The following is a 24,889-nucleotide window of genomic DNA, read 5'->3' on the forward strand; positions in this document are numbered from 1 at the left end:
TTTTGTGTGTAGGCTTCTTCATTTGAAAATTATATCGCTGAAAAAGCCTTTACAGATAGGTTTGTGCAACAAAGCCGTAATATACTCATAAATTTTTAAAGATTTCATAAATTATTACCTCATGTTATTGAAATCTTGTCCTAATTGCTTCAATGCTAACTCAATAGCATTTGCAGGATCACGTCCTATTTTAAGAGCCGTATTTTTTGCTAAACTGGCTTTGTTGCACAAACCTGCTCTTCAATGCTCCTTTAGCAATATAATTTTCGAATGAAGAAGTCCCAAAAAAACCTATCGTACAACCAAGCCTTAATTAATCATGGCAATCTCACCATTTGGTTTGATCCAAATACTCAGTGGTATGCTAAGAAAAATGGCAAACAAGGTCTTAGCCCAACCGATTCGGATGCTGCAATACAATGTTGTTTAAGGATTAAATCTCTATTCAGACTTACGTTGTGTATGGTCACAGGTTTTGTGCGAAGTTTGATTAAATTGTCAGACTTAGATTGGACAGTACCTGATTATTCTACGCTGTGTCGTCGCCAAAAACATATTGATATCGCAATTAGCTATCAGAAAAGTCATGATGGGCTTCATCTACTCGTCGACTCCACTGAGCTGAAGTTTTGGATGAGGGTGAATGGAAATGGAAGAAACATCAGCCTGAATATCGTCGACAATGGCGTAAATTACATATAGACATTGATGCAGAAACTCTACAAATACGGGCAGTTCAACTCACTACAAATAACGTGGGCGACTCACAAGTGCTTGGTGATTTGTTGGATCAGATCCCATCAGATGAGCGAATAGATTCCGTGTATACTGATGGTACTTATGACATGAAACGCTGTCGACAAGTGATTACAGATCAAAATGTACATGCAATCATTCCGCCCAAGAAAAATGCCAAGCCTTGGAAAGACAAACGAGCAAGTTCAATTGAACGTAATAGACTACTTGATACAGTAAAGCGCTTGGGCAGAGCAATATGGAAAAATGGTCAGGGTATCATCGAAGAAGTTTGGTTGAAACCAAGATACACTGCATCAAATTATTAAGCGATAAACTAAGTATGAGGAACTTTTAAAAGTCAGGTAAATAAGGTTCATGTACGTATTACTGTATTGAATAAATTTATCGAATTAGGTCGAGACCACATACCCAAGTTACATCTTAAATTTGGTAAACCCAAGAAAAAATGGCCTTTATATGTTTGTGCAACAAAGCCTTGCAGACTTAAATGATTTACCGATGCAGTATTTAGAACTTGATATTAAATGTAAAGAAAATGAAAATTGTATTTATCAGACCTAACTCTCCGATTGGAAAATTCATATTTCTATAGAGCTATAAATATGGCAATAATATAAAAGGCCACTTTATGATGAACCCTACAACCTCTAATTTTAAAGATAAAGCGCTCGGTTGCCTGATTGGGCTCGCATGTGGTGATGCTGTTGGTACTACCGTTGAGTTTTTGCCCCGAGGCCGATTTAAGCCTGTTACGGACATGATCGGAGGCGGAAAATTTCAACTCAAAGCAGGCATGTGGACAGATGACACTGCAATGACTTTGTGTTTGGCTGAAAGTTTGATTATTCACAAAGGCTTTAATGCACAAGATCAAATGGATCGTTATTGGTTGTGGCTAGACCAAGGCTATAACTCCTGTTTGCCTCATGCTTTTGGAGTTGGAAAAACCATCTTGAATGCTTTATTTCGCTATCATAAGACGGGGCAAGTTTATAGTGGTCGTACCGAATCACACTATTCCGGTAATGGGTCTTTAATGCGTCTAGCCCCGATTATTTTATATTATCAACACGATTTAACTCTGTTATATCGTTACGCTGCATTAAGTTCACAAACCACACATGCATCTACTGAGTGTATTGAAGCTTGTCAGTACTTTGCTCATGTAGTCACCAATGCTTTACAGGGACAACCCTAGCTTTCTATATGTTACATTGACTTCTTCAACTTTTTGTTTACCACGCTGATAACCTTTTTCCTGTTCTTCTAAACGGAATCTTTCAGCTTTTTCAGGCCAAGCTCTAGTCTCTTTTTCTAAAGCGTCAAGTCCTTTTTCTAAAGCACTGAATCCTTTGGATATAGCCTCTTTCGTTTCTCGATAATTGTTCCCTACTCCTTTGAATGCTTCTTTAGTTTTGGTAATTTTCCCACTGTCTTTATGCTTACTATTTCCACCAAAATTATTGATAAATGGTAAAACCACAATATAAAAAATAAGTGCAATAACAATAAATACAATGATTTCCATGACTATCCCCCAGAAACACAAAAATATCAATGCAGGTCACCCTGCACCTAAAGGAGAATTTAAGTCAAAAAAGTGATTATACCACTTTCGCTTGCTTCCCCTTTTTTCAGGTTTACTCGCTTCTCGTTCCGTCTGAATTTTAGCAAGTAATCTTTCGTACTATTGATGCCTTTAACTAGCGCTTGATATTGCTAACACGTAGAGTTTCAGGAGTGCAACCAATTTTAGGCGCAATAGCAGTGATCGCAGCCCAATTCGATGGATAATCTTTTTCAGATTCAAGAACAAGTTGAACTGCACGTTCTTTGATTTCATGGGTATAGTTTGATTTTTTCATCGGGGTAGTTTCTCAGAATATCGACTCTCCGACAAACCCGGTACGGTTCACTATTCATATTCTTTTTTAATTGAATCAAACTTTAAGACAACTTTTTGATCAGCAGGAATGATCTCTGTGTAATCTGTATTATATTTTTCCCCGAAATAGCTCACCTGAATTGGATAATATTTTTCATTATTATCAATCACCTGAATTTGACTATCAAAACTATAATGCAATGGAGAGCCTTCTTCATGATTCCCACCATTATCTCCTGCCTTTTCAGCTACACCATAAGCGCCTATAAAATCATCTTCAGGTAAATGAATAACATTCCATGAGATTGAAGTTTCCCCCGTACTGCTATAGCCACTTTGGTAAAAACTACCAATTAAGTTTTTTCCGATAGGTTGCATATTATTTAAAATTTCTTCGCGATCTAAGTGTACACGCCCATAACTACCACCAAACTCCTGGTCTTTATGTGTGATACTTACGACTTGATACTGACCATTTTTAAGTTTTTTAAAGGTATATAAATCAGCACTTCCCACACATGCATGACAACTCACAACACTGCCATTATCCATTACCTGAACTTTTTCAATAATCACCAAGAAACGTGCATCACCTTCGACATTGCGATAGTTAATAATAGGATGCATCAATGCAACTGTATCTTCCCCAGACTCATTCGTTGCACCTAGACCAATGAAATTTTCTGTTTCTAATTCATCTTCATTGACGTAGACATTACGCATATTATCTTTATAGAAAAGTCGCATAATTTCTTTAAAACTGAGCTCATTTAAACGGGCATCTACTAACTCTTGGCTCAGAAAACTAGATTTTTTAGATTCATTGGATTGTTCAGTCGTTTTGGGCTGAGATGCTTCTTTTATTACCCCTACCGTCGTACCTACATTTTTATTCTGATAGGACACATAGCCAAAAGCACCAGCACCACCTAAAACAACACCAGCCACCCCAATTAACCATGCATTTTTCATCATACCCTCTCATATCATTATTAAAAAATACCAAATTTTCTAAAGAATTTGGCTTTAAAAACTTAAACAAACATCTGCTATAACAAGACTAATTAAACACGTTTAATTTCTACATTTTCCTGCTTCACCTGCTACTGATATGTGCTGAAATAATAGGATACTTCCACTTGGGAGATTCTACGCAGCCAACTTGTAAAAGTCCTCTGCTGTTTGATTTTTCCTTTAAAACGATTTCAATTTTAAAGATTTTATTTCTTCACTGCTTATTACAAGACATTACTTGGCTTTAGCTCTCCCTAAATTATAGCTAAGGCAAACCAAGCCTTACTTTCTTTTAATCAAAAATGCGCTCTCATTATTTGTATATACGACATAAATACACGTGAGACTTCCCAATATTTCAATTTCACATCATCCACATCCACACAAACTAACAAATAAGCTTCTTTATTAAATTACTCGCTATATTAACGATATCAATCACCAAAATTATTTTCTACATACACATAAAAATCATTCCCCACACGATCATATTTAAAGCTTAAAGTGTTACGACCCATCCATCGCTTTAAAAGCTTTTCATATATATTTGCCTTTTTGGTTGAGGTCGCACTAAAAGACCAATAATGAATTCCATGCTTATAAATCAGCTTTTCAACGCGCTGACTAATCACGTTAAAAACTTTCATCGCAGGTAACTTCAAATTGACGTCTTCATATATAGGGTCATCTCTAAATAAAGCTAATTCTGGGTGCTTGCGATAATTAATTTGAACTCTAGCACGTGGTGGTCTATTCAATGAAAAAGAAAAATTATAATGATCAAATTTGAGTATGTAATGTAATCCATCAATCATTAAATCCTCTTTTAAAATCATGCAATATCCTTAGTAAAATGTCGTTGCATAAACGTGTTATAGATCTCCATCAAAATCTCTTGATCGAGTAATGTTTGAAAAGCACTGCCAAAAAACTCACGATCCGTCGAATTCAACAATTGAATAAAGTATTGTTGGGTAGGCTTTAGTTTTTTTCGCTGACAGTAAGCAAAATATTTACTCGCATCTTCGAATAAAATCCACCACTCTTGTGGACTACCGATTTGAATCCCACCGATGGGATGTAATTGATCGAAGCGCGCATTGAGTAAATATTGAAAATTAAATTGCATACTACAATATTCAAACTTAGGATAATCAGCATCTAATTTTAAAGAATTGATATGCTGATGAATTGTGAAAGCCTCTCTGAGTATTGATTGAATCTTTTGATATTGTTTGTAGCGAATCAAATCTTTCCGTGTGATTTGTTGAAGTCGTGATAAATCTATATTGTCACGTAAATCAGCGAGCTTAACGTCACACGCAATCGCATTTTTTACCGTTCTTTGCACCGCTTGAAAGCGACTTTCACCATCTTGTTTAGTGACTGCTAATACTGCTTGAATAACATTTTCATTAAAACCTAGCGATCTTAAATCACTTACCGATGTTGCTGTATCTTCTAAAATATCATGTAATACAGCTGCAATTTTAGCATCTGGATGCTGTGCATTTTGCATAACACGCAAGGGATGATCAATGTAGGGCTGCCCTGCTTTATCCAATTGACCTAAATGACGTTCAGTAGCGAGTGAAATTGCTTTTTCTAAAGTTGCGATATGATATTCCTCTTTTATTTTAACCATTTTTCTTCAATTATATTAATCAATTACAGCGAATGAGTACAGCTCAATCATAGGTAGTACGTCAAATTATGTCGTAATGTTAGACTAGATTGTTTTGGTTAAGTCTATTTGTTGTATAAGTTGATCAGCTTTCAATTTTCTTGCCATTCTGCCCATATTGGTTTGCGGTTCAGCCACGGCTGAAGATTCATTTGCGTGAGTCAGCACAAATGTTTCTAGAGATTTATTTTTGAATTTTTCAAAGAATGATGACATGAGCCATTCTGCGGCTTCTTTCACTTCCACTGTGCTTTTTGAAGACTCTTTATTGACGTAAAGTTTAATTTTTAAGTCTGTATTTTGAATGCTGACTGCACACTTCAATGTGATTTGATAGTGATGACAAATTTTTAGAATATTTTGATTAAACAAAGAATCTTCACAATCCTTAGGTTGTCTCACCCAAAAAAATAATTGTTCATTTTCGCTCACATTGGCATCATGCAAGCTCAGTTGCTCAAAGGTATATTTCAAACCAAATAAAGACGTTGCAATTTCAATTTTTTTAGTTAAAACAGGCAGGATATAAACTCCTGCTTTTCCATTTAAAATATCATTCTTTATTAATTGATTGATCAGTTCTAAATCTTGAACTGATTTTTTAAATTGTTGTGCACCCATAATTACCTCACGATCATTGGATTATAGTTGTTTGGTTTATAAGGATTTATTTTACATTTAACTTTACGATTTAAATATTGCATTGGCAAACCTATCAAGCAGCTTTGCGACATTATTTGTCGTTCAACTATTCTCTATTGTACTCATAACCCTTCTGTTTAAATCATTCCGTGTTAGCATTTAATGGAAAATTAAACCAATCTTTTAAGTACTTTACTTCATTTATTTATTCAGTATTTATATATTTTTCATTTCTATCGTAGATTTGAGTCATATAAATACACACTTATCTCAGAAACATTATTTTACAAGGAGTTTTTATGATTTATCACTATTATGAAGCAATTAAAGACTACAACTTTCCCGAAAATCAAATTTTAGTATTTGGCTGTCATGAATTAGGTAAGCATTACTCTGGATATGCACAAACGGCTCTACATCATTTTGGTGCAAAATTAGGTCAAGGCGAAGGAAGACAAGGTCAATCTTATGGAATTCCTACCATTGCTCAAAATGGTGAAGTTTTAGATTTAAATCTCATTCAAAACTACATTCAGAATTTCAAGCACTATGCAAAAAGTAATCCTGATCTTGAGTTTTATCTTACAGAGATTGGTTGTGGTTTTGCCAATTATAACGTCAATCAAATTGGCCCATTATTTAAAAATTCACCCACTAATATTTATTTTCCACGCAGTTTTATTCCGTACTTAGAAGATTTAACGGTATTTTCTGTCGAGGACATTGAACACGTATGGAGAGCAGACGATACACATATTGAGTTGCCCTTAAATATTGGCTCCACTGTGCGTTTAAAGCTCGATCAACATGAGCGCTTAATCCAGCAAGCGAATGTTTGGGAAAAATCCGATGCCGACCAACATATTCAATATCTTACACTCAATGAACAACAGTATATTCAACTTGATCAAGCGATTGAAAATTTTAGAAAGGAAGAAGCCTTATTATTTTCAGAACTCATTTAATCGCTAGGATTTTTTTAGACATATTTTAGTTTTATAGATCATCATCGGTGATGGGTGATCTATAAGCCAAGTGAAGAAAAATATACATATGAGATCGAATTAATGAAAATATTCACGACATTAGAACTTGCTGAAAATCCATCAAATATTCAAACTTTGACTTTCTCAATGAATGACGATTTTGAAAGTCAAATTGAGGAATTAGAATCGTCAGACACATCATTGATGGCGGAAGATTGTGCTGAAAATAATTCAGTCCTTAAAACAGCTGTGAAGTACTGGTTGGGCTATGGCTTGTATTACCCAAACATAGAAGCAATTGATCAGGATTTACTGCAAGCTAAATTCCCTAAAATTATTTTACTTCACCAAAATGACCCGAACATAGAATTCTTTACTCAGTTTGGACATGTGGTTTTTGACTTTGAGCAGTATCAACAAAGTGTTATGGAATTGGTTTATTTTGCTACAGATATCAATTATGACTAAAGATACTCACTACACTTATAAAATTTTATAAATTGTATTTTTCAAATACTTACAGCAAAACTATATAGCCATATTTAGCTTTCCGCTTATGTAAAATTGATAGTTTCATTTCACATAAGCAAGCCTTGCTGGTGATTTGGATGTGTGATTAGAATGGTTATGGGCGTCTATTTCAACAGAAAATTAAGTAATTTTTCAATGAGTTATAACCGTCCCCAAGTCTTTGCCAAGTTCAACCAAGCCTTGTTTTCTTTTAACCAAATACGTCTACACAGCTCAGTGAGATCATCAAATTGCCGATCAGCTTCCCGAGTTACACCATATTCCCAATGTCCTTCGTACACACGTCCCGCCAAATCCATCATTCTTTCAGCCAATTCCCTATGCTCTGCAATAAATTGTTCATCTGTCATACTTCTATAGGCAAAGTATTGTAGGCAATCTTCTGATTTTTGAATGACTTCTTCTGTTTCTTGAATCCAAAGTGCAAAGCAACGATCTGCGCTTAAACAGTCAATGAATTGTTTAAATTTTTCGAGTTTTGTTATAAATGCAATGTTGGCCTTTACAACCTCATGAAAGCATTGTGGAAACTCTTCGGCTTGATCAACATTGATATGTAGTTTTTTACTTAAGTAATTGATCGTAGATGTTTTATAAATATTTTTTGGTGGTTGCATAGCGTTCCACCTCCTTGTCTATGCGCTGTAGATCGTAAAAACGCACTCATCCCCATGAGTGCGTTTTGTTTATGCGTCTTTCTTCGCCCGTGTTTTTTTCACAGGTTTATTCGCTTCTCGTTCTGCCTGAATTTTAGCAAGTAAGCTTTCCGCACTGTTTATACCTGTAATAAGGTCGTGATGCTGCGTACGCCATTCGGCAGTGAGTTCACCACTAAAGGCTTTGGCTAAGATAGATTGGGTCAGTAAATTCACTCGTTTTTGGGCTGATTGGACTGTGAATTCAATCTTTTCTATAAACTTAAATAATGTATTCACTTGCACAATAATATCTTCTTGTACTTCAATACTCGGATAACTGACCTTCATTTTTTTTACATCACGTATGTAAATAGCCTGCTGTGCTGAAGCCCCCGAACTAGAAATCAATTGTTTACGACCCAGTTCACTCTTAAAAAATATATCAAGGTATGCAGGTTGTATTAACGCCATATTAGCACGTATTAATAGCACACTCCCCATTAAGCAAAATTCTCTAGAATTTTTTAAATAGTGCGTTCTACCAACAGTTGCCCCCCTACTTACAACTAATAAATCATGGTACTGAGGATTACATCTGGATAATGCTTTGTCAGCGATGCTTCGTTCAATATATTTACAATTACTAAAATCAATATATTGCTCATGTACATCTTTTGCAGAAAGTAAAGGTACACCACTCTCTACTATCGGTGGAGTTAAGTGCTCCCCATCTGTGATTTTTAATGTTAACTCAGAAAGATTTTTTTCGACCCAAATAGAATGATTTTTCTCAACTAACCTCCCACTCACTGCATCCGCCAAAACCGACTGACGAAATTTTTTAAGAATGGCTGGAATCACATCTAAACGGGCTTTAATCTGCTCGACTTGTGCAAGCATGACATCAAGCTGACGAACGATTTCTTGTTGTTCTAAAGTTGTAGTTAACGGAACATTAATAGCTTTTGTCTTTGAGAGATTCATGAAACCTAAAGCACTGCCTTTTGCACTCTCTCTATAAGCTTCTAGAAACAACGGGGAACTTACTAGATATTCAATATACTTAGGTAATATCCCTTCTTCAGCTCTTAACAATGTTATCTGAGGGTTAATATTGGATACTTCATAATCTTTTCCCAATGTATATGCAATTTTCGCACCCCCAAATTTCTGTGCTTCTGTAGCACCACGATTTGGAAAAATAACATCGCCTTCTGTTGTTTGTGCTTTTTTTAGCAACGAATTTTTTTCAACTGAAATATATTTCAATTTTTCTTTAGCAATACCACTATTTGTTAAAGCTGCTCCAGTAATGAAAGGAATACCGCTTTCCATCCATTCCTCAGCTTTCGGATAATCACCGCCATAATTACCATCTTGGATTTTTTTGCATATGTGCTCAAGTGTGACTAATAACCACTCAACAGGCAAATTATCTAAACTCATGCCTGTTCCTCACCACCTAAACCTAAAGCATCTGCCAAAAACTGTTTTTGCGTATTGACTTGCTCTGTTTCACCCAAAGCCTGCATTAACGCATCCAACTCAACCAAAGCCTGAGTTAATTCAGACATGGCTTCACTAGCCAACACATGCGGTTCAGGTAAGTTCGCAGCATCTACCGCATCATTATCTTTTAACCATGAAATATCTAAAGAATCGCCTTTTTGTTCTTTAATCCATTCACGGCTAAACTTTCGCCAACGGCTATTTTCAAGCGTTTGCTCTTGGCTTTCTTCCGTTAAAGACCATTCACCTTCCGTACGAGCTGATAAACCTTTCGGGTCTGTGCCATAGACAGCTTCAAAACCTTTTAAATGGCTTTCAGTAAATGGCGTGCGCTTACCAAAACTCGGCATATTGGTACGCAAGTCATACACCCACGTTTCCGTGGTGCAGTTTTCATCTTGAAGTGGATTAGCTTCTGTACCTTTAGTAAAAAACAGCACATTGGTTTTTACGCCTTGCGCATAGAAAATCCCTGTCGGTAAACGTAAAATGGTATGTACATTACACTTATTCATCAGGTCTTGACGAATAGACGTACCTTGCCCTGCTTCAAACAATACATTATCTGGCAATACAACTGCTGCTCGACCACCTGGTTTTAAGTTCTTATAAATATGCTGTAAAAATGCCAATTGCTTGTTTGATGTGGTAAATGGCAAGTCGTCACGGGTAATACTCGCTTCACCCCCTTTAGATGTCCCAAATGGCGGATTGGCTAAAATCACATCGGCTTTGGCAAGGTTTTCACCTACAGGACCAAGTGAGTTACCGAGTTTGATCGCACCGTTTTCCCCACCAATATCATGCAACAAACAGTTCATTTGCGCTAAACGACGAGTATTCGGTACAAGCTCTACACCTGTAAATGCCTCTAAGGTATAAAACTGCGTTTCCGATTCAGACAAATCATACAAGTCATGATGCTGTTTAATAAAAGCATCAGCCGCGATCAAAAAACCTGCTGTACCACAAGCAGGGTCTTGAATCACTTCGTTCGGCTGTGGTTGAACACAACGCACAATACTGTTGATGAGTGGACGTGGGGTAAAGTACTGCCCTGCACCTGACTTGGTTTCGGTGGCATTCTTTTCCAACAAACCTTCGTATAGATCACCCAAACCATCGGCTTTAATGCTGAACCAATCGAGTTGATCAAACGCATTGATCAACTGTTGTAAATGACGTGGCTCACGTAGACGTGTTTGCGCATTGGCATAAATCGAAGCGATTAACTCATGTTTACTTTGCGACAAATCAAGCAACATTTGCTTATAAAAAGTCAGTAAAGCTAAACCATTATGATCTTTAAAATGTGCCCACTTATATTGTTCAGGATAAATTTTAGCGAGTGTGGAAAACTCATCATCCAACTCATCGACCATTTTGACAAACAACAACATGACCAATTCAGAAACATAGTCGCTATAGTTAATCCCGTCATCTTTTAACACATCACAAAGATTCCAGAGTTTTTGTACGATATCGTTTTGGGTCATGTTGTCTACTTCATCAAAAAAATTAAAAAATAAATGCGTGGTATTGTAACAGTTAGCGAGAGCTTAGGATGCTTTCCAAACGCCATCACTGATCTCATCAACCAGTTTTTCGACATCTGTGTCCAGAAGTTTACTCAACCGTTTAACCCCACCCGCTTTAGCAAACTGATGATGAATCATGCTTTTATCGACAATGATTTCTTTGGCAATAAACATTGTTAAACGCTCAAGCCATTGTTGTTGATCCGCTGTCCAGTTACGCATTTTCAGGATTTTCGCCAAACCTCGTTTATAGCGCTCCTCCACCGAAGTCACATCTTCCCCCAAAGTCGCACGACGAATCTGAGAAATAATCTGTGAGGCATAACTTTGAGTGCTTGCATTGCCACCCAATGCCTGTGAAAGCTTAGTTTGGGTAAAACCTTTACTGGCAAATAAATTTTCCAATTCACGCAATTGCACACGGGTTAAATCGGCAGGACGAGTCACTACTGCTTTAATCGCAGCATTATCATTCACAGCAGTTTTAATGAAATGATCAAACTGCAATAAATAATCTTCAGGTCTTTGATGTGCTGTATCCACAACACGCTCGACCAATGCATCTTTTTCCGTAGAAATAATCGGTAAGTCCAAAGTCCCGAGCGAAGAACGCACTTCTGATAATCGCTCTTCTAAAATTGCACTGTTTTGTTTGAGCCATTCACCCAAACCATCTACACCTTTTTCACGTAACATTTGCGGGACTTTATGCGAGTCAACACCAAAATTTTCCTTAATCTTAGCCATGGCTTCACGAAGTTTACCTTGATCAGGATGATGCTTAAACTTTTCAGCTTTACCTAAAATTCGAGTGATTTTTTGCACCAATTCATCTAAGACTAAATCGGCTTGTGTCCGCTTCACACCATCATCCGAGGGAACTAAAACGGCTTTGGCTTTTTGCATCAAATCAGCATCGGTTAACTCTTTGACGAGCTGATCAATACTGATGTTTGGACGCACCACGATTGGCTTCATGGTATTTACATCTTGTAAAGTTGCAAAAATATCAACGGCATCAAATACACGGAACTCAGTTTTACCAATATCAGAACAAAGGCGAGTTGCACGACCAAGCATCTGCTCAAAGAGCACACGAGAACGGACTTTACGCATAAAGACCAAATTACAAATCTTTGGAACATCGATCCCTGTGGTAAGCAAATCAACGGTTACAGCAATATTCGGGAATTTATTCTTTTTAAAGCTTTCAATCAGTTTATCAGGCTGTTCTGCATTGCCCGTGATTTTAGCAACTGCATCATTGTTCCAATCTTTACCGTATTTCTTTTTGAACAATTCATTTAAGACCAATACAACTTGATCGGCATGACGGTCCGTCACACAGAAAATCATGGTCTTTTCATCAGACAATGGATTTAAATCCTCAACCAATGCCTGACAAATGACTTGATTAAACTCAGGTGCAATCACACGACGGTTAAAGTCTGCGACATCAAAAGCCATATCATCCTGAAGCTGTGCCGTACTTTTCTGACCTGTTTTATTGGTCACCACTTGAACGGTTTCACCTTTTGGAATCTCAATGCCTGCCTGACTCAATTGGGTAATATAGCGAATCGGCGCATTATAGTTGACCAAATAGCCTTCTTCGACCGCACGGGTAAAACTGTAAGTAAATACAGGATTGCCAAAAATTTCGGTGGTATGTAGCGCAGGTGTAGCCGTTAAACCAATCAAGGTCGCATCAAAATATTCCAGTACTCGTTTATAGGTCGACAGATACTGTGCCTCATCACGGATACTATCTTCACCTTCGGTCATTTCCTTGTCTAAGGTATAACCGCGGTGTGCTTCATCAATAATAATACAGTCGAAATAATCGATTGGTAATGGATCATCACTGTTAAATAAGCGGTGTACTAGACTTTGTACAGTGGCAACCTGTACATCAATGTCGGTGTCGTACTCAATCCCCAAATCAGAAATGGTATAAATCTGCGCCAAAGTCTGACTTTGATTAATCACTTCAGATTCAAAAGCTTTAAAAGCCTGAGTTCCAAGTGATGAACGGTCGACGAGAAATAGAACACGCTGAAAACGGTTACTTTCTAACAATCGATACATCAACCCTGTTGCTAAACGGGTTTTCCCTGTACCTGTCGCCATCGCCAATAAACAACGGTCACTGCCCTGAGCAATCGCACGTTCAACCGCTTTAATGCCTTCACGTTGATATTGTCGGTCATTAAATGGCAATATCTCCGTTTTTTCCAAATACTGATCTGCAGGATAGGCGTTGTATTTAAGCTTACTGACTAAGCCTTGAGGTGAATGGAAACCTTGTAAGGGACGACGCAAATTGGAGGCATGACGTACATCACGATACCAAATACCACCTTCATCGACTAAACGCTGTGAATATGGCTGTCCATTGCAGGAATACACAAAAGGTACGTGGAAGGTTTTATCCTCTGACTGCCATGCTTGTGTACGATCTTCTAAAAGATAAGCTGGTTTAATTTCATCCGTAAATTGAAAACCTTGCGAATAGCGTTCTGCCTGAGAAATATAAGCACTCACAGTCTTGTTTTCTTTCTTCGCTTCAACCACTGCAACGGGGATTAATCCTACAAATAAAATGTAATCAGCTTCACCTTTTTTTCCATCAAATAATGTTGGATATTCTGCTATCGCTAAATTTAAACCCTCTTGCGGGCGTACACCTTTGGCATAAGTCAACAACTCAGTATCCGTAATCCATCCCGCCTGATTCAATTGTTTATCGATTAATAATCGAGTTTCTGCTTCAGACAATTCGAAAGTTTGGTTGGCAACTTTTAGTTGTGACGGATCAATCACCTCAACTACAGGTGCGGTAGGTTGCTGTTCGAGTTCTTTAACTTTTTGCTCAAGTTGTAAAAGTTGCTGTTTTAACTTTTCAGCCTCTTCTGACTGTTGTTGTTTTAACTTTTGATTCTCAGCTTCTAATTCTGCATTTTTTTGTTGAATTTCATGATTTACGGCTTGTTTATCATAAGCTGTACGTAATTGTTGCTGAAGCTCCATCACCTCAACTTTCATACGGCGTGTTTCTAAGGTTGGGTCTTTGGGTGCTTGATACGGCTTAAACACTTTAGATTTTTTTTGAGTCACCAAATATAGCCACTGAGCAACTTTGTAGGAAAGTGTCAATGAAGCTAATGCATCACTATGACTCGTTTGTAGATCGTGTGCTCCTTTATTCCCATTTTTACGTAGAGTATGCAACACAGAAATAAAATCAGCTTTGATATCAATTGTATTTTCTAAACGACGAATGCGTGCTGCAAAGTCAGTTTGTTCTGTAAATTCAATCTTATTTGCAATGGTGAGTTGATTGACCAAACGCTCAGCAAACTTACGTGTCTGTACTAAAGTATGCGCAGGTGCTGAGTAATATGAAGCTTCTGCACTGCTCAATAATGCATGCATTAAAGGATCAATTTCTTTTACAAATTCAAACTGAGATTCAACTATATCATTCATCATTATATGCAACTAAATATCTGTATTTTATTATGCTTTTTAAAAGCCACCCTGAGTCAAGCATAGCAGTTTTCAAAAAATACTTTAAGAAAAAAACTAAGATATAAATAAATTTTAGATATCTACACTGTATTTAAACTCCACATCAAATAGCCATTTTCTTTTGCTTGCTCATATATCGCAGTAGAAGCATTTGCAGCCTTGTAGCCCGATCAAAACATCTACAGTATTAGATCGTCATATTATTATTTAAAAATAATGAAAGTTAATACTTTGCTAAAAAATGCTATTCCCACTCCGTGTTGGTTCCCATTTCTTCCCTCCACCCATCGTCAACGTAGCACAGCTATACGCATCTTGTAAAAAACCACGACGTGCAGATTCAGTAAAGCCCGTTTGTGAAATTAAGGTCTCTCGAAGAGGATGATGACTCGTAATTAAGTACTCATTACGCTTATGTAAACGTGCTAATAGATTCACCGATGGTAAGCGATCAAACTTGCCCTGTTGTCCTCGATTACAATTTGAACAAGACAACACCAAATTCGCTACGCCATTGATTGGTTTTTGAATATCACACTCACGCAACTTATGTGGAAAGAAATGATCCACATCCGCCGAATGTTCAAATAACTGTTCAATTGTGATCGGTGTAAAACAATAGAAACACCGACTCTTTTGATAACCATTCAACGCTGATTTTGCAGAGGTAACATTTACGCGTCTTATTTTATTGTTTGCAACCAAAATACCCTGATCATCATGCTCAATCTGTACTAAATGCTTAGGTAAATTCATATCCCAAGCAGTCTCAACCAAGCGCCATCTTGCTTCGGTTTCATCAACTAAATCATGAGCATTTTGTGCTTCAAAGAGTTGGAATACTTCATCAGTAAGAATGATGCCACCATGTGTTTTACGAGCGTCCATGAAAAATCTTTTTGGTAACTCTTGCCCATGTACATTATGAAAAGCATCAATAACATTTGCGAAGCCATACTGCACCGTTTTTGCAATCAAAGTTTGCTGATCAATTTCACCTGTATTGTAAGAACGGCAAAAATCTAAAAACCGACTTGAGCTTGAAGTAGCTTGTTTATCTACGAGTTTTAAATGTTCACAAATATGCTGGCTAAAAGGCTCTGCTAATTGATCAAGGGTGATGATCGTACTGCCTCCAGCTTTTAGATCATAAAGTGATTTAGCTAACGCAAACTTATAGGAAGCAACATTACGTCCAAACAGAATCACTGCACGCCAATAGTTTTCTAAAGATGGCTCTATTTCATAAAATTCAGACATTAAGATAATTTCCTTATTATTTTATTTCTTTTTCCAAAGAACATTCAGCCATTCTTCATCACGATCAGGTCGTTTATCTACTGTGATCCACTGCTCTAGGCTTTCAATGCCATCTAACTGATCCAATAAAGCTTGGGCTTGCTGCTCATCTAAATCCGTAAAACTGCGTCCATCTTTAATTCGCTCTGTCTCACCATATTTAAAGGACATATAACAAATACCATCAGGTTTTAATGCATTTAAAATTCTTCCGATAACTTCTGTTAAACGACCTCTTTCACAATGCAGTAATGAAGCACATGCCCAAATACCTTCGTATTTTTCCCAATCATTTAATTCATAAAAACTTTCTAAACGGACCTGAATACCCGTTAATTTTTTAGCTTGTGCTACCAATTTTTCAGAATAATCTGTCGCCTCAACTTGATAGCCCTTATTTTTAAAAGCCAAACTATCACGTCCAGAACCACAGCCTAGATCTAATATTTTGGCATGTTCAGGCAGATAACGTAGGAACGGTTGATATAAAGATTCCATATCAACATTTATTGTTTGCGTACAAAATAATTCAGCATTTTTATTGTAATAATCTAATGTGGTCATCATAGCATCGCTCCCCTAAGGAGATTAATGTATATGACTACAACCCAAAAATATAGATTGTTGAATTTTTTAGCGTCAAATTTTGTCGTTGATTATACTCATTTAAAATAAAAATTGGTTTGATTCAACACTCATTAGAATTATACATGTGCTATTTATTCATTTGGTTAATGTGCTCTTGAATTGCAACTATACGTTTCTCAGATGCTGGGTGAGTTGAAAGAAAGTCTACTTTAGTCCCTGCTTTTTCTTGAGCTAAAACTTTATTCCAAAAACTGACTGTACCTTGAGGGTTATATCCAGCTCGCACCATAATTTCCAAGCCTAATAAATCAGCTTCTGTTTCTAACTTACGAGATCCTGGTAAATTGATTCCATAATCTCCAACAAGACTAGTACCTGAAACAGCAATATCTCCTAAGCCAGCTGAACTTGCAGCTAGGATCCGTAAACTTGTTAAAAGCTTCTTACTCATTTTCTCTCGACCATGATCCCTTAATGCGTGAGAAATTTCATGACCGATTAGTGCTGCTAATTCATCATCAGTAGCATTAATTTTAGTCATAGAACCTGTATGCCACTTACTGTTGTAGACATACAACCAGTCAAAAATATCTCTGATAGAGCCAATGTACATACCGTCTTAAGATTTAACATCGCAACTTCCTTTCTTGCTAATTTTAAAGATATTTTTAAATTTACTAGGTATAGATAGCTTTTATTCAACCTGTAATTTCTCAATTTTCTGAAGCTCTTTTAAAATTTTTTTATAATATTCCTGCTCTCAGGAGTAAACCTTACCTGATTTAAAGTATTGTCATCGAATGTACTGATCATTCACAAGATAATTGGTGAAATCTAAATGGCGATACTGCTCAGGTCAAGCTTTAAAAGTGTCTTTGATCATTTGACTCAAAGCATCATTCAAACTCAGGAAATCATTTAACTGTTGTATTTGTTTTTCAGTCATTTCTTTATTAGAAAAACGTTGCAACATTCCATCCAAATTTTCTTTTAATTGAGTTGCAAAATCTTTCAATGAAACAAGAGGATTACCTTTCACTACTTTTTGGTTAAAGTAGGCTTTAATCATATCACGCAGCTTGAATGGTTTACGTTGTTCTATTTCTCGTAATTGATCTATAATATTCTGAAGTACAGGAACTAATGCTTCAGGTTCATTCTTGGTTACTTCTGTTTCTGTAGCGGTTGTCGAGCTACTACCCTCTTGGCTGTTGCTGTCAGATCCCAAACTTGACTCATTACTCGCAGAAGATCCATTAACGTCTGTGCTTCGTCCAGTTCTTGTAGAACGTGTTGATTGTCCTTCTGTTCCTGTTGTGTTAAGGTTTGAAACTCCTCCTTAAATGATATTCGAGTTAGTCTGACTGTTTCCGCTTTCACCTTGCTCATTCTGTATATCCTGTGCTTGAACCGTACCAGGTTTGTCGGAGACTTTTTATTTATGTTAGGCCACTTGACCTAACAGGTTAATCTTATCATAGTACATTGCTTCAAAATCAAAAGGTGATACATAACCCAGTGCACTATGTACACGCTCTTTATTGAACCAATCTACCCAGTTTAGTGTCGCAAGTTGTATATCTGCTAAACCTTGCCAATCTGCTTTTAAATATTCAATCACCTCTGTTTTGTATAAGCCATTCACTGTTTCGGCCAAAGCATTATCGTATGAATCACCAGTTGTACCGACTGATGCTCGTAAATTTGCTGCTTCTAAACGATTGGTATAGCGAATGGAAAGATATTGAACACCTCTAACCTTCGCGTTTCAATTGTTGCCAGACCTTACGCACACCATATCGACCTGAACTTTCTTTCCAAATTCGTTGAATTTGTTCAGCATGATGAACGTCATGTAAATTTCGTTTCACTCGATGTTCTGGATTGTCCGCGAGATCTAAAGTTCGATAATAGGTCGAAGTTGCGATTGGTAAAATCCTACAAATCGCATCAACACCATATAAGTCTTTATTGCTATGGATGAAATCCACCATTATTTGTGTGGGCGGTCGAGCTCCGCCTAGGTGAAAAAAGCGGCTGCTTTGCGTAGAATTTCATTGGCTCGTTGCAGTTCTTTATTTTCGCGTTCAAGTTGTTTAATGCGCTCTTGGTCTGAGAGCTGCTGTACTTTGATTGGATTCTGTTTATCTAAATATTTTTGATACCAAACACGTAGAGTTTCAGGAGTGCAACTAATTTTAGGCGCAATAGCAGTGATCGCAGCCCAATTCGATGGATAATCTTTTTCAGATTCAAGAACAAGTTGAACTGCACGTTCTTTGATTTCATGGGTGTAGTTTGATTTTTCCATCGGAACATTCTCTCAAGAAAAGTGGTCTCCGACAAACCGGGTACGGTTCAGTCTGCCTTAAGCCGCTATTTGGATGATGGCAATTTGCCTATTTGTATGAGAAGCACTGCTTCGCAAGGGGTGGAAAATCAGATGCGTCCGTGGGCTTTAGGCAGAAAAACTGGTTGTTTGCAGGATCACTGCGTAGTGGTCAACGTGCAGCCAATATCATGACACTCATTCAGTCAGCTAAACTCAATGGTCTTGATCCGTATGCCTATCTCAGTGATGTGCTGAAAAGATTGCCGACACATAAAATGAAAGACATCGAAGACTTGTTGCCTCATAAATGGAAGCCTGCTTGAGTTCAAGTGGGGTTCAGTGGATGCTTACCTAAGTCTAAACTCGATACACCTATTTGCTAATAATCTGAAATTTTGACAAGGTTAGGGTGTTTTTAAGTACCATTCATAACCTCTCTAAGTGTTAATTGTGCCGCATTTTTAAACTCATGCTCTAAGTTATTTGATGTCTTTAATGCATTTTCTAAATGTGTTGTATCTAATGCAGGTAAAATTTTTGCAAAGCGTTGATTTATTTTGTCATATAAATCTAAATCACCAGATTCAAGGATATCAAGCGTAATTGATTTTAGTTCACGGTTGTTTTCTCGATATTTTTGAATCGATTTATTTAAGGCTTCTACGTAGATATTAAACACATCATGAATAGACTTATCAATCCTAGCTTGTACATTCATTTGATGATTATTCATCTCTAAAAATTCTAGCAGGGAAAGTTTTCTATACTGTTTTTCTTCAATATGTAAAGAACTATATGCACTAATACCAGCAAATTCAATTTGCTCATCTTCTAAAATATCATAAATATTATCTATAATATCTGTTATGTCATTATCTGATTTTAGGTCTGCTTTATTTAATACAAAATAAATTGCGTTTTCCATTTGAATTTTTTTAATAAATTCGATATCTGATGTACCAATTGTTCCATTAGCATCTAAACCAATCACCCAAATTAAGTTATTTGATTGTTGAGCAAAATTCAAGGCTATATTTTTATCACTAGCAGTAAAGCCGTTATCACTTGGGTTATAACCTGGCGTGTCAATAAAACAAATGTTTTCAAACTTAAATTGTTGATAACCCATTTCTACTTCAACTGACATAAATGGCATAATTCCTTTTAAGTCAATTTTTAAATTTTTAATGAAATCATGATTAAGTTGCTTATACATACCTTCATCTAATTCAATATTTGCCCCATTTTTTGTATATCCCTTAATAATACTTTTATGATTTTGACTACATACCACATAGCTTGGAATTGCTGTAACGGGATTTATTCCCTCAGCCAAATGAATAGCTTTATCTTTAATAAAGCTGTTAATAAATGAAGATTTACCACTACTAAACCCACCAGAAATGCCAATAATGTTTTTTACATAAATAAAATGACACCTATTGATAAGCTCTAGTTCTTGTTCAATAAATTTTAGCTTTAAAAATGCTTCTGTTTCATTTTCTAAAGCAACTTCATTGGCAAATTTAATATAGTGATTTTCAATCAAATCTCTAAAGTAGGATAAACCATTATTTTTCACCCACTTTGCAGAAAGCAATTGGGTAATAACTTGCTTATCCTGCATTTCTTTAATATGTTTATTATGTAAAGCAGAATAATTTTTTAAATTTTTATCATATTCAATTTTTAACGTTGTTAATTCTTGCACTTTCTGCTGCAAATTTTGTTCAATTTTCTGTTGTAACACATTCAATTGCTCCAACTCAGCTTGTTTTTGCTGTACAAGTTGCTCCGAATTTTTTCTCAGCATTTGTTCGGACGATAATTCTTGTACAATTTGTTGTTGCAACGCATTTAAACGTTCTAAATCTGCTTGCTTTTGCTGTACGAGTTGCTCCGAACTCTTTCTCAGGGTTTGTTCAGATACCAACTCTACTGATGTTTGTTCCAGTTTTTGTTGTGTCTGTTCATAATTCTGTTTTAACTTTTGGTAAGAACTTTGTAAAGCTACAATACATTCCTTTACCAAGTTAGAAAAATACTTTCTACGCCAAAGAAAAAAGCGAGAAAGTTTTTCTACATAAGTTAAGACTAACGATGAGTTATTAGAATCGTTCATTTTACGTCCTTCCCTTATACTCTAACTTTAGCCAATTCACCTTTAAACCGGTCAAGGCGGTCAAGACTCATACGTTTATTGCTAATTTCATCATTGAGTTTTTGCAACTCTTCGTCATAGGTCTGAACAAACTTTGTCGCAATATCTTTGGGTAATCCTTGTATAAGACTGCGTTTGTATTTATCAATTTCATCTTTAAACTTAGTTTTAAAGCGTGCTACTTCTGAATAAGCATCATTAAGATAGCTTTCAGCTTCACTACCTTTTAATGTGCCTTTTCCTCTAAATCCTGATGGAACTTTAATATTTGAACCAAAATCTAAAATAGGCAGTTTGTTGGTAATATCTTCAAAGGTTTTACGAACCAGTGTCTCATTGGCTTTACTTTCATCATTTAAAGCGCCACGATATGCTTTAAAAAGCTTTGCATATAAATCTTTTCTAAAACGCTGATTAATCTCTTTTGATTCCACAGTTAAAGGATTTTGAACGCTATCCAAAAACTCTTCCATTTTGCTTACAATTTGTATGGTCATGACCTTCGTGACCTGTACACTATAACTTTCTTTACCACCATCCCATAATTTTCTTGCAAACCAAGAGCCTATACCTGATTTTTCTCTGGTATGTATTTCTGATTCTTCGCTGGTACTACTCGCCATACCACTACTTGCGGTTTTATAGCAAGTATCAATGACTTTTATCATCTTATCTAAAATTTCCTTTTCCAAAGAAATTTTTAAATCTTCATAAGCATCATCAACTTTTTCTTTTACTCGCCACTTACTATCTTCATTTTCCTTAATCTGAGATTTAAGGTCATTCATATCTGCCTTATTGATTTCATCTGCCTTTTCATCAATCGCTTTTATTAAACCTTTAATATAATCGTTTAAAACATTTTGTTTCGTATTTACCAAGTTTTCTATATGTTGTTGCATAATACGTTCTTTTTCCAAACGTACATCACTAAGTTTTCGACTTAAAACCTCGATATTTGCCAATATACCCAAGCTGCTTAATGACAGTTGAATATCTGAATGACTAAAATAGTCTGGGAAAAAGCGTTCCAGGTTCGACCATACTGTTTTTTCACCGTCATTACATTGTTCCATTTGGATTTCTTTTTTTGATAATGCATGACTAATGCCTGAAGAAAATAAAACATACCCTGATTCAATCAACCCATCAAAAGTTATCCCAATTTCAGGGCTGTCCTTTTTAAACTTACGTAAAGTCGTCACCATGTGCTGACCTAATTTATCGCTAATATTTTCTAAAGTTTCCTGTAAAGTATCTCTCTTTTCACTACCAAATAATTGTGTATCTATCTGACTTGCGACGACAAAGATTTCCTGTATACCCTCTTTTTTGGTGATTCGCCCCATCATGTCTAAATCTTGCGAACTTAAAAATTGCCCTGCGGGGCTGACAATAAAAATCACATCGCAAGACTTCAATAATTCATTGGTACGAGCCTCTCGTGATTGTACAGGGTCATTAAATCCTGGTGTATCAATCACACGAATATCTTTTAATTGTTCAAAAGGCAGATAAATATTTACACTTTTGGTAAAAGGCATATACTGCCCATCTGCACCAACATAATTGACTAATTTGTTTGCCAATTGTTCAACACTATCTGCTGGGACTTTCGAATAATCACTCAAGTTCTTATGTAATAATCCCGATGCTTTCATACGTTGATACTGATCGTATGCTGCGGCCTGCGTATCGTATTGTATTAAATTCCTTTTTGCACTTCGTTGAATTCTTTCTTTAACTTCTTTCTGATTTTCATTTTCTCTAGGCTTACGCTGCTCGGTTAGAGTTTTAATTTCTTCATTTAATCTTTTTTCATAAAACTCTGCTGCTTTCTGAATATTTTGAACATCTTCATCTTGATAAAACTCAATTTCAACTGAGAATTGTTCATCATAACTCAATGTTGTTAATGCGGCAGTCATTGGCGTTGCTGCACTTGGTAAGATATCTTTTCCATCAAAAAACAGTGCATTTAATAATGAAGACTTCCCTGCCTTTACTCGCCCAACAATACCAATTGACATTAAACGGTCTTTCTGTTGCGCATCCTGAATTGCTTTTTTTAAAGCATCAGGTTTGTCAATCGAATGACGTGTCTTTAAATTGGCAATGTCCAAACTCAATGCACTGTCATATTTTTGTGTAATTTCATCTAAAGTTTCACTACTATGAATTAATTTTGTACCCACATTACTCATAATTACACCCCTACATATAAAACATTTTCAGTAAGTTGTTTGATTTTTTGCTCAACCTCATTCAATTGAGCTATCGCTACATTGCTATCAACATTCTGTTGTTGTCTTTCCTGTTCAATGTTTTCAATAATGCTTTTAGTCTTTTGTAATTCATTTTCAAGTTTATTTTTGATTTGTTGAATACACTGGTGAAATTCTTTTTCAATACATTCAGGTAAAAGCATTTCTATCTGAGCTTTAATTTCAGGAATCAAATCTTGTTGAAATTTAATATTAAATTGCTCAACACGATAATCTTGTATAAAAGATTTTAGTGGGCGAATAATCATTGCAATATATTCCAACAATTTGCTTAATATGCCAAAAACAATTTTCTTTAAACCTTTAGATTCAAAATTTGTATTCTGCATTTTTAAAAACTGAAAACTTGTGAGGTTCAAACTAAAACTTTCTGCAACCTCTTCATTGACATACTCAAGCTGCTGTTTTAATGTACTATTAATGCTTTTTTCACCAATTCTAAATACTTCATTTAAAAATGCTTGTTGATTTTTATCTTCAATAGCAAGATAAGCTAAATCATTGCTTTTTTGCTTTAATTGATTAATTAAATCTTTTGCACATCTTTGGGTAATTTTAACCGCATCAAAATTATCTTCATCTGCCAATATTCGCTCATAATTATACTGCAACTGCTGAAAATCAGCATCTAACTTAAAAATATCAGTTTGATTTTCTTCACTACTATTTTTCAAACCACGTTTTAAAGCACTTATTTTATTTAAAATCTCATGTGCATGGTCTTTCAAGTCATTTAAAAATAAGTCATCCATAATTTTATTTATATCCAGTGATGAAATAAAATTAGACAACTGTGATTTATTATCCTTATCTAATATAGTCACCGGGTAATTTTTACCAAATTCATGAGTGACTTGTTCACGAATATATTCAGCAATCTCCTTTATTTCATTTTCAGATTTAAGATCTATTTTATTAATCAGAATAGCAAAAGGCTTATCCAGTTTTTTTAACTGGCTTAAATAAGCAGATAATGATTTGCTTATCGCACCATTTTCAACACTAATAACAACTAGAAAATAAACGCCTTTTTGCAAATACTCATTATTAATAAAATGATGGTACTCTGGTAAAGATCCATTGATTCCTGGCATATCGACTAAAATAAAAGGCTTTATTTTATCAAGTATTATATTATTGAAATAAAGCTGTATAACTTGTGTCTGTTCGGCATCTGCTTTAATGCTTTCCCATTCAATCTCAGCATATGTAATGAGATTCCCATCTTTTTTCTGGACACACATCTTGGTTTCAACAGCACTATATAACTCTATTGCAAGTTCTATTTCTGGGGTAATACCAACAGGTAAAACTTCGGTTTTTAAAAATTGATTGAGAGCACTACTTTTACCCGAATTAAACTCACCAATGACAGGCATAAAAAATTGCATATTATCAATTTTTTTCTTCATTTTAGTTGTAGTATCTATAACAATAGAAGTATCTGATAACAGCCGAATAAGATCATCTAAATAATCTTGATAGATATTTTTTTTACTTAGCATGA

Annotated in this window: 18 protein-coding genes, 5 pseudogenes and 1 other annotated feature; of the genes and pseudogenes, 5 read left to right on the forward strand and 18 right to left on the reverse strand. The window is 35.8% G+C overall.

Annotated elements, in window-relative coordinates; translation table 11 throughout:
• Positions 1–270: 270 nt before the first annotated feature.
• Positions 271–1,183, forward strand: a pseudogene (locus tag HX129_RS14575) (IS5 family transposase).
• A 204-nt stretch (positions 1,184–1,387) separates the two neighbouring features.
• Positions 1,388–1,957 carry an ADP-ribosylglycohydrolase family protein gene (locus HX129_RS14580; RefSeq protein WP_286436295.1) on the forward strand — a complete coding sequence of 190 codons (570 nt, stop codon included), beginning with the start codon at positions 1,388–1,390 and terminating at the stop codon, positions 1,955–1,957.
• Here the strand turns inward: HX129_RS14580 and HX129_RS14585 are convergent.
• From HX129_RS14585 to HX129_RS14610, 6 genes and pseudogenes are all read right to left on the reverse strand, one after another.
• Positions 1,940–2,287 (reverse strand): hypothetical protein, encoded by a 348-nt coding sequence (locus HX129_RS14585; protein WP_286436296.1) that lies wholly within the window; start codon positions 2,285–2,287, stop codon positions 1,940–1,942. The two genes, HX129_RS14580 and HX129_RS14585, sit on opposite strands and share 18 nt — an antisense overlap.
• 193 nt (positions 2,288–2,480) lie before the next feature.
• Positions 2,481–2,624 (reverse strand): annotated as a pseudogene (locus tag HX129_RS14590) (IS3 family transposase); the annotation flags it as partial.
• 50 nt (positions 2,625–2,674) lie between these two features.
• Positions 2,675–3,619 carry a hypothetical protein gene (locus tag HX129_RS14595; protein ID WP_286436297.1) on the reverse strand — a complete coding sequence of 315 codons (945 nt, stop codon included), beginning with the start codon at positions 3,617–3,619 and terminating at the stop codon, positions 2,675–2,677.
• 473 nt (positions 3,620–4,092) lie between these two features.
• Positions 4,093–4,494, reverse strand: coding sequence for a hypothetical protein (locus HX129_RS14600; protein ID WP_286436298.1), 402 nt, complete (start codon positions 4,492–4,494; stop codon positions 4,093–4,095).
• Between the two features lie 371 nt (positions 4,495–4,865).
• Positions 4,866–5,276 (reverse strand): annotated as a pseudogene (locus HX129_RS14605) (HD domain-containing protein); the annotation flags it as partial.
• Between the two features lie 111 nt (positions 5,277–5,387).
• A complete protein-coding gene (locus tag HX129_RS14610; RefSeq protein WP_286436299.1) occupies positions 5,388–5,963 on the reverse strand; it encodes a hypothetical protein in 576 nt (191 codons plus the stop codon).
• 320 nt (positions 5,964–6,283) lie between these two features.
• Between HX129_RS14610 and HX129_RS14615 the strand changes: the two genes are divergently transcribed.
• Both HX129_RS14615 and HX129_RS14620 read left to right on the forward strand, forming a co-directional pair.
• Positions 6,284–6,949, forward strand: a complete 666-nt coding sequence (locus HX129_RS14615; RefSeq protein ID WP_286436300.1) for an A1S_2505 family phage non-structural protein — start codon at positions 6,284–6,286, stop codon at positions 6,947–6,949.
• A 102-nt stretch (positions 6,950–7,051) separates the two neighbouring features.
• Complete coding sequence (locus HX129_RS14620) at positions 7,052–7,438, forward strand: hypothetical protein (protein ID WP_286436301.1); 387 nt, start codon at positions 7,052–7,054, stop codon at positions 7,436–7,438.
• Between the two features lie 203 nt (positions 7,439–7,641).
• On the opposite strand, the gene HX129_RS14625 is transcribed toward HX129_RS14620, so the two are convergent.
• From HX129_RS14625 to HX129_RS14665, 9 genes and pseudogenes are all read right to left on the reverse strand, one after another.
• Positions 7,642–8,118 (reverse strand): hypothetical protein, encoded by a 477-nt coding sequence (locus tag HX129_RS14625; RefSeq protein ID WP_286436302.1) that lies wholly within the window; start codon positions 8,116–8,118, stop codon positions 7,642–7,644.
• 69 nt (positions 8,119–8,187) lie between these two features.
• Positions 8,188–9,585: a restriction endonuclease subunit S gene (locus tag HX129_RS14630; RefSeq protein WP_286436303.1), complete on the reverse strand. Its 1,398-nt coding sequence runs from the start codon at positions 9,583–9,585 to the stop codon at positions 8,188–8,190.
• Positions 9,582–11,144 carry a class I SAM-dependent DNA methyltransferase gene (locus HX129_RS14635; RefSeq protein WP_286436304.1) on the reverse strand — a complete coding sequence of 521 codons (1,563 nt, stop codon included), beginning with the start codon at positions 11,142–11,144 and terminating at the stop codon, positions 9,582–9,584. The genes HX129_RS14630 and HX129_RS14635 overlap by 4 nt, the downstream gene beginning before the upstream one ends.
• Positions 11,145–11,207: 63 nt before the next feature.
• Positions 11,208–14,675, reverse strand: coding sequence for a type I restriction-modification system endonuclease (hsdR, locus tag HX129_RS14640; protein WP_286436305.1), 3,468 nt, complete (start codon positions 14,673–14,675; stop codon positions 11,208–11,210).
• 276 nt (positions 14,676–14,951) lie between these two features.
• Complete coding sequence (locus HX129_RS14645) at positions 14,952–15,977, reverse strand: HNH endonuclease domain-containing protein (RefSeq protein ID WP_286436306.1); 1,026 nt, start codon at positions 15,975–15,977, stop codon at positions 14,952–14,954.
• A gap of 21 nt (positions 15,978–15,998) precedes the next feature.
• The gene (locus HX129_RS14650; RefSeq protein ID WP_286436307.1) at positions 15,999–16,583 is read right to left on the reverse strand and encodes a class I SAM-dependent methyltransferase; all 585 of its coding nucleotides are present in this window, start codon (positions 16,581–16,583) and stop codon (positions 15,999–16,001) included.
• Positions 16,584–16,731: 148 nt separating this feature from the next.
• Positions 16,732–17,145 carry a M48 family metallopeptidase gene (locus HX129_RS14655; protein ID WP_228721884.1) on the reverse strand — a complete coding sequence of 138 codons (414 nt, stop codon included), beginning with the start codon at positions 17,143–17,145 and terminating at the stop codon, positions 16,732–16,734.
• Positions 17,146–17,460: 315 nt separating this feature from the next.
• On the reverse strand, positions 17,461–17,832 hold the full coding sequence (locus HX129_RS14660) for a hypothetical protein (RefSeq protein ID WP_286436308.1): 372 nt from the start codon (positions 17,830–17,832) through the stop codon (positions 17,461–17,463).
• A gap of 216 nt (positions 17,833–18,048) precedes the next feature.
• Positions 18,049–18,915: pseudogene (locus tag HX129_RS14665) on the reverse strand (integrase core domain-containing protein).
• Positions 18,524–18,640, reverse strand: a sequence feature (AL1L pseudoknot). It overlaps the preceding pseudogene by 117 nt.
• A 54-nt stretch (positions 18,916–18,969) precedes the next feature.
• On the opposite strand from HX129_RS14665, the pseudogene HX129_RS14670 reads away from it, so the two are divergent.
• Positions 18,970–19,259, forward strand: a pseudogene (locus tag HX129_RS14670) (transposase domain-containing protein); the annotation flags it as partial.
• Positions 19,260–19,351: 92 nt separating this feature from the next.
• On the opposite strand, the gene HX129_RS14675 reads toward HX129_RS14670, so the two are convergent.
• The 3 genes from HX129_RS14675 to HX129_RS14685 all read right to left on the reverse strand — a co-directional run bounded on the left by HX129_RS14675 (position 19,352) and on the right by HX129_RS14685 (position 24,887).
• Positions 19,352–21,058 carry a dynamin family protein gene (locus HX129_RS14675; RefSeq protein ID WP_286436309.1) on the reverse strand — a complete coding sequence of 569 codons (1,707 nt, stop codon included), beginning with the start codon at positions 21,056–21,058 and terminating at the stop codon, positions 19,352–19,354.
• Between the two features lie 14 nt (positions 21,059–21,072).
• The gene (locus HX129_RS14680) at positions 21,073–23,127 is read right to left on the reverse strand and encodes a dynamin family protein (protein ID WP_286436310.1); all 2,055 of its coding nucleotides are present in this window, start codon (positions 23,125–23,127) and stop codon (positions 21,073–21,075) included.
• A gap of 176 nt (positions 23,128–23,303) precedes the next feature.
• Entirely contained in the window at positions 23,304–24,887 is a 1,584-nt protein-coding gene (locus tag HX129_RS14685) for a dynamin family protein (RefSeq protein WP_286436311.1), read from the reverse strand.
• Between the last annotated feature and the right edge of the window lie 2 nt (positions 24,888–24,889).

This window comes from Acinetobacter sp. 251-1 (assembly GCF_030329305.1).
Lineage (GTDB): Bacteria > Pseudomonadota > Gammaproteobacteria > Pseudomonadales > Moraxellaceae > Acinetobacter > Acinetobacter piscicola_A.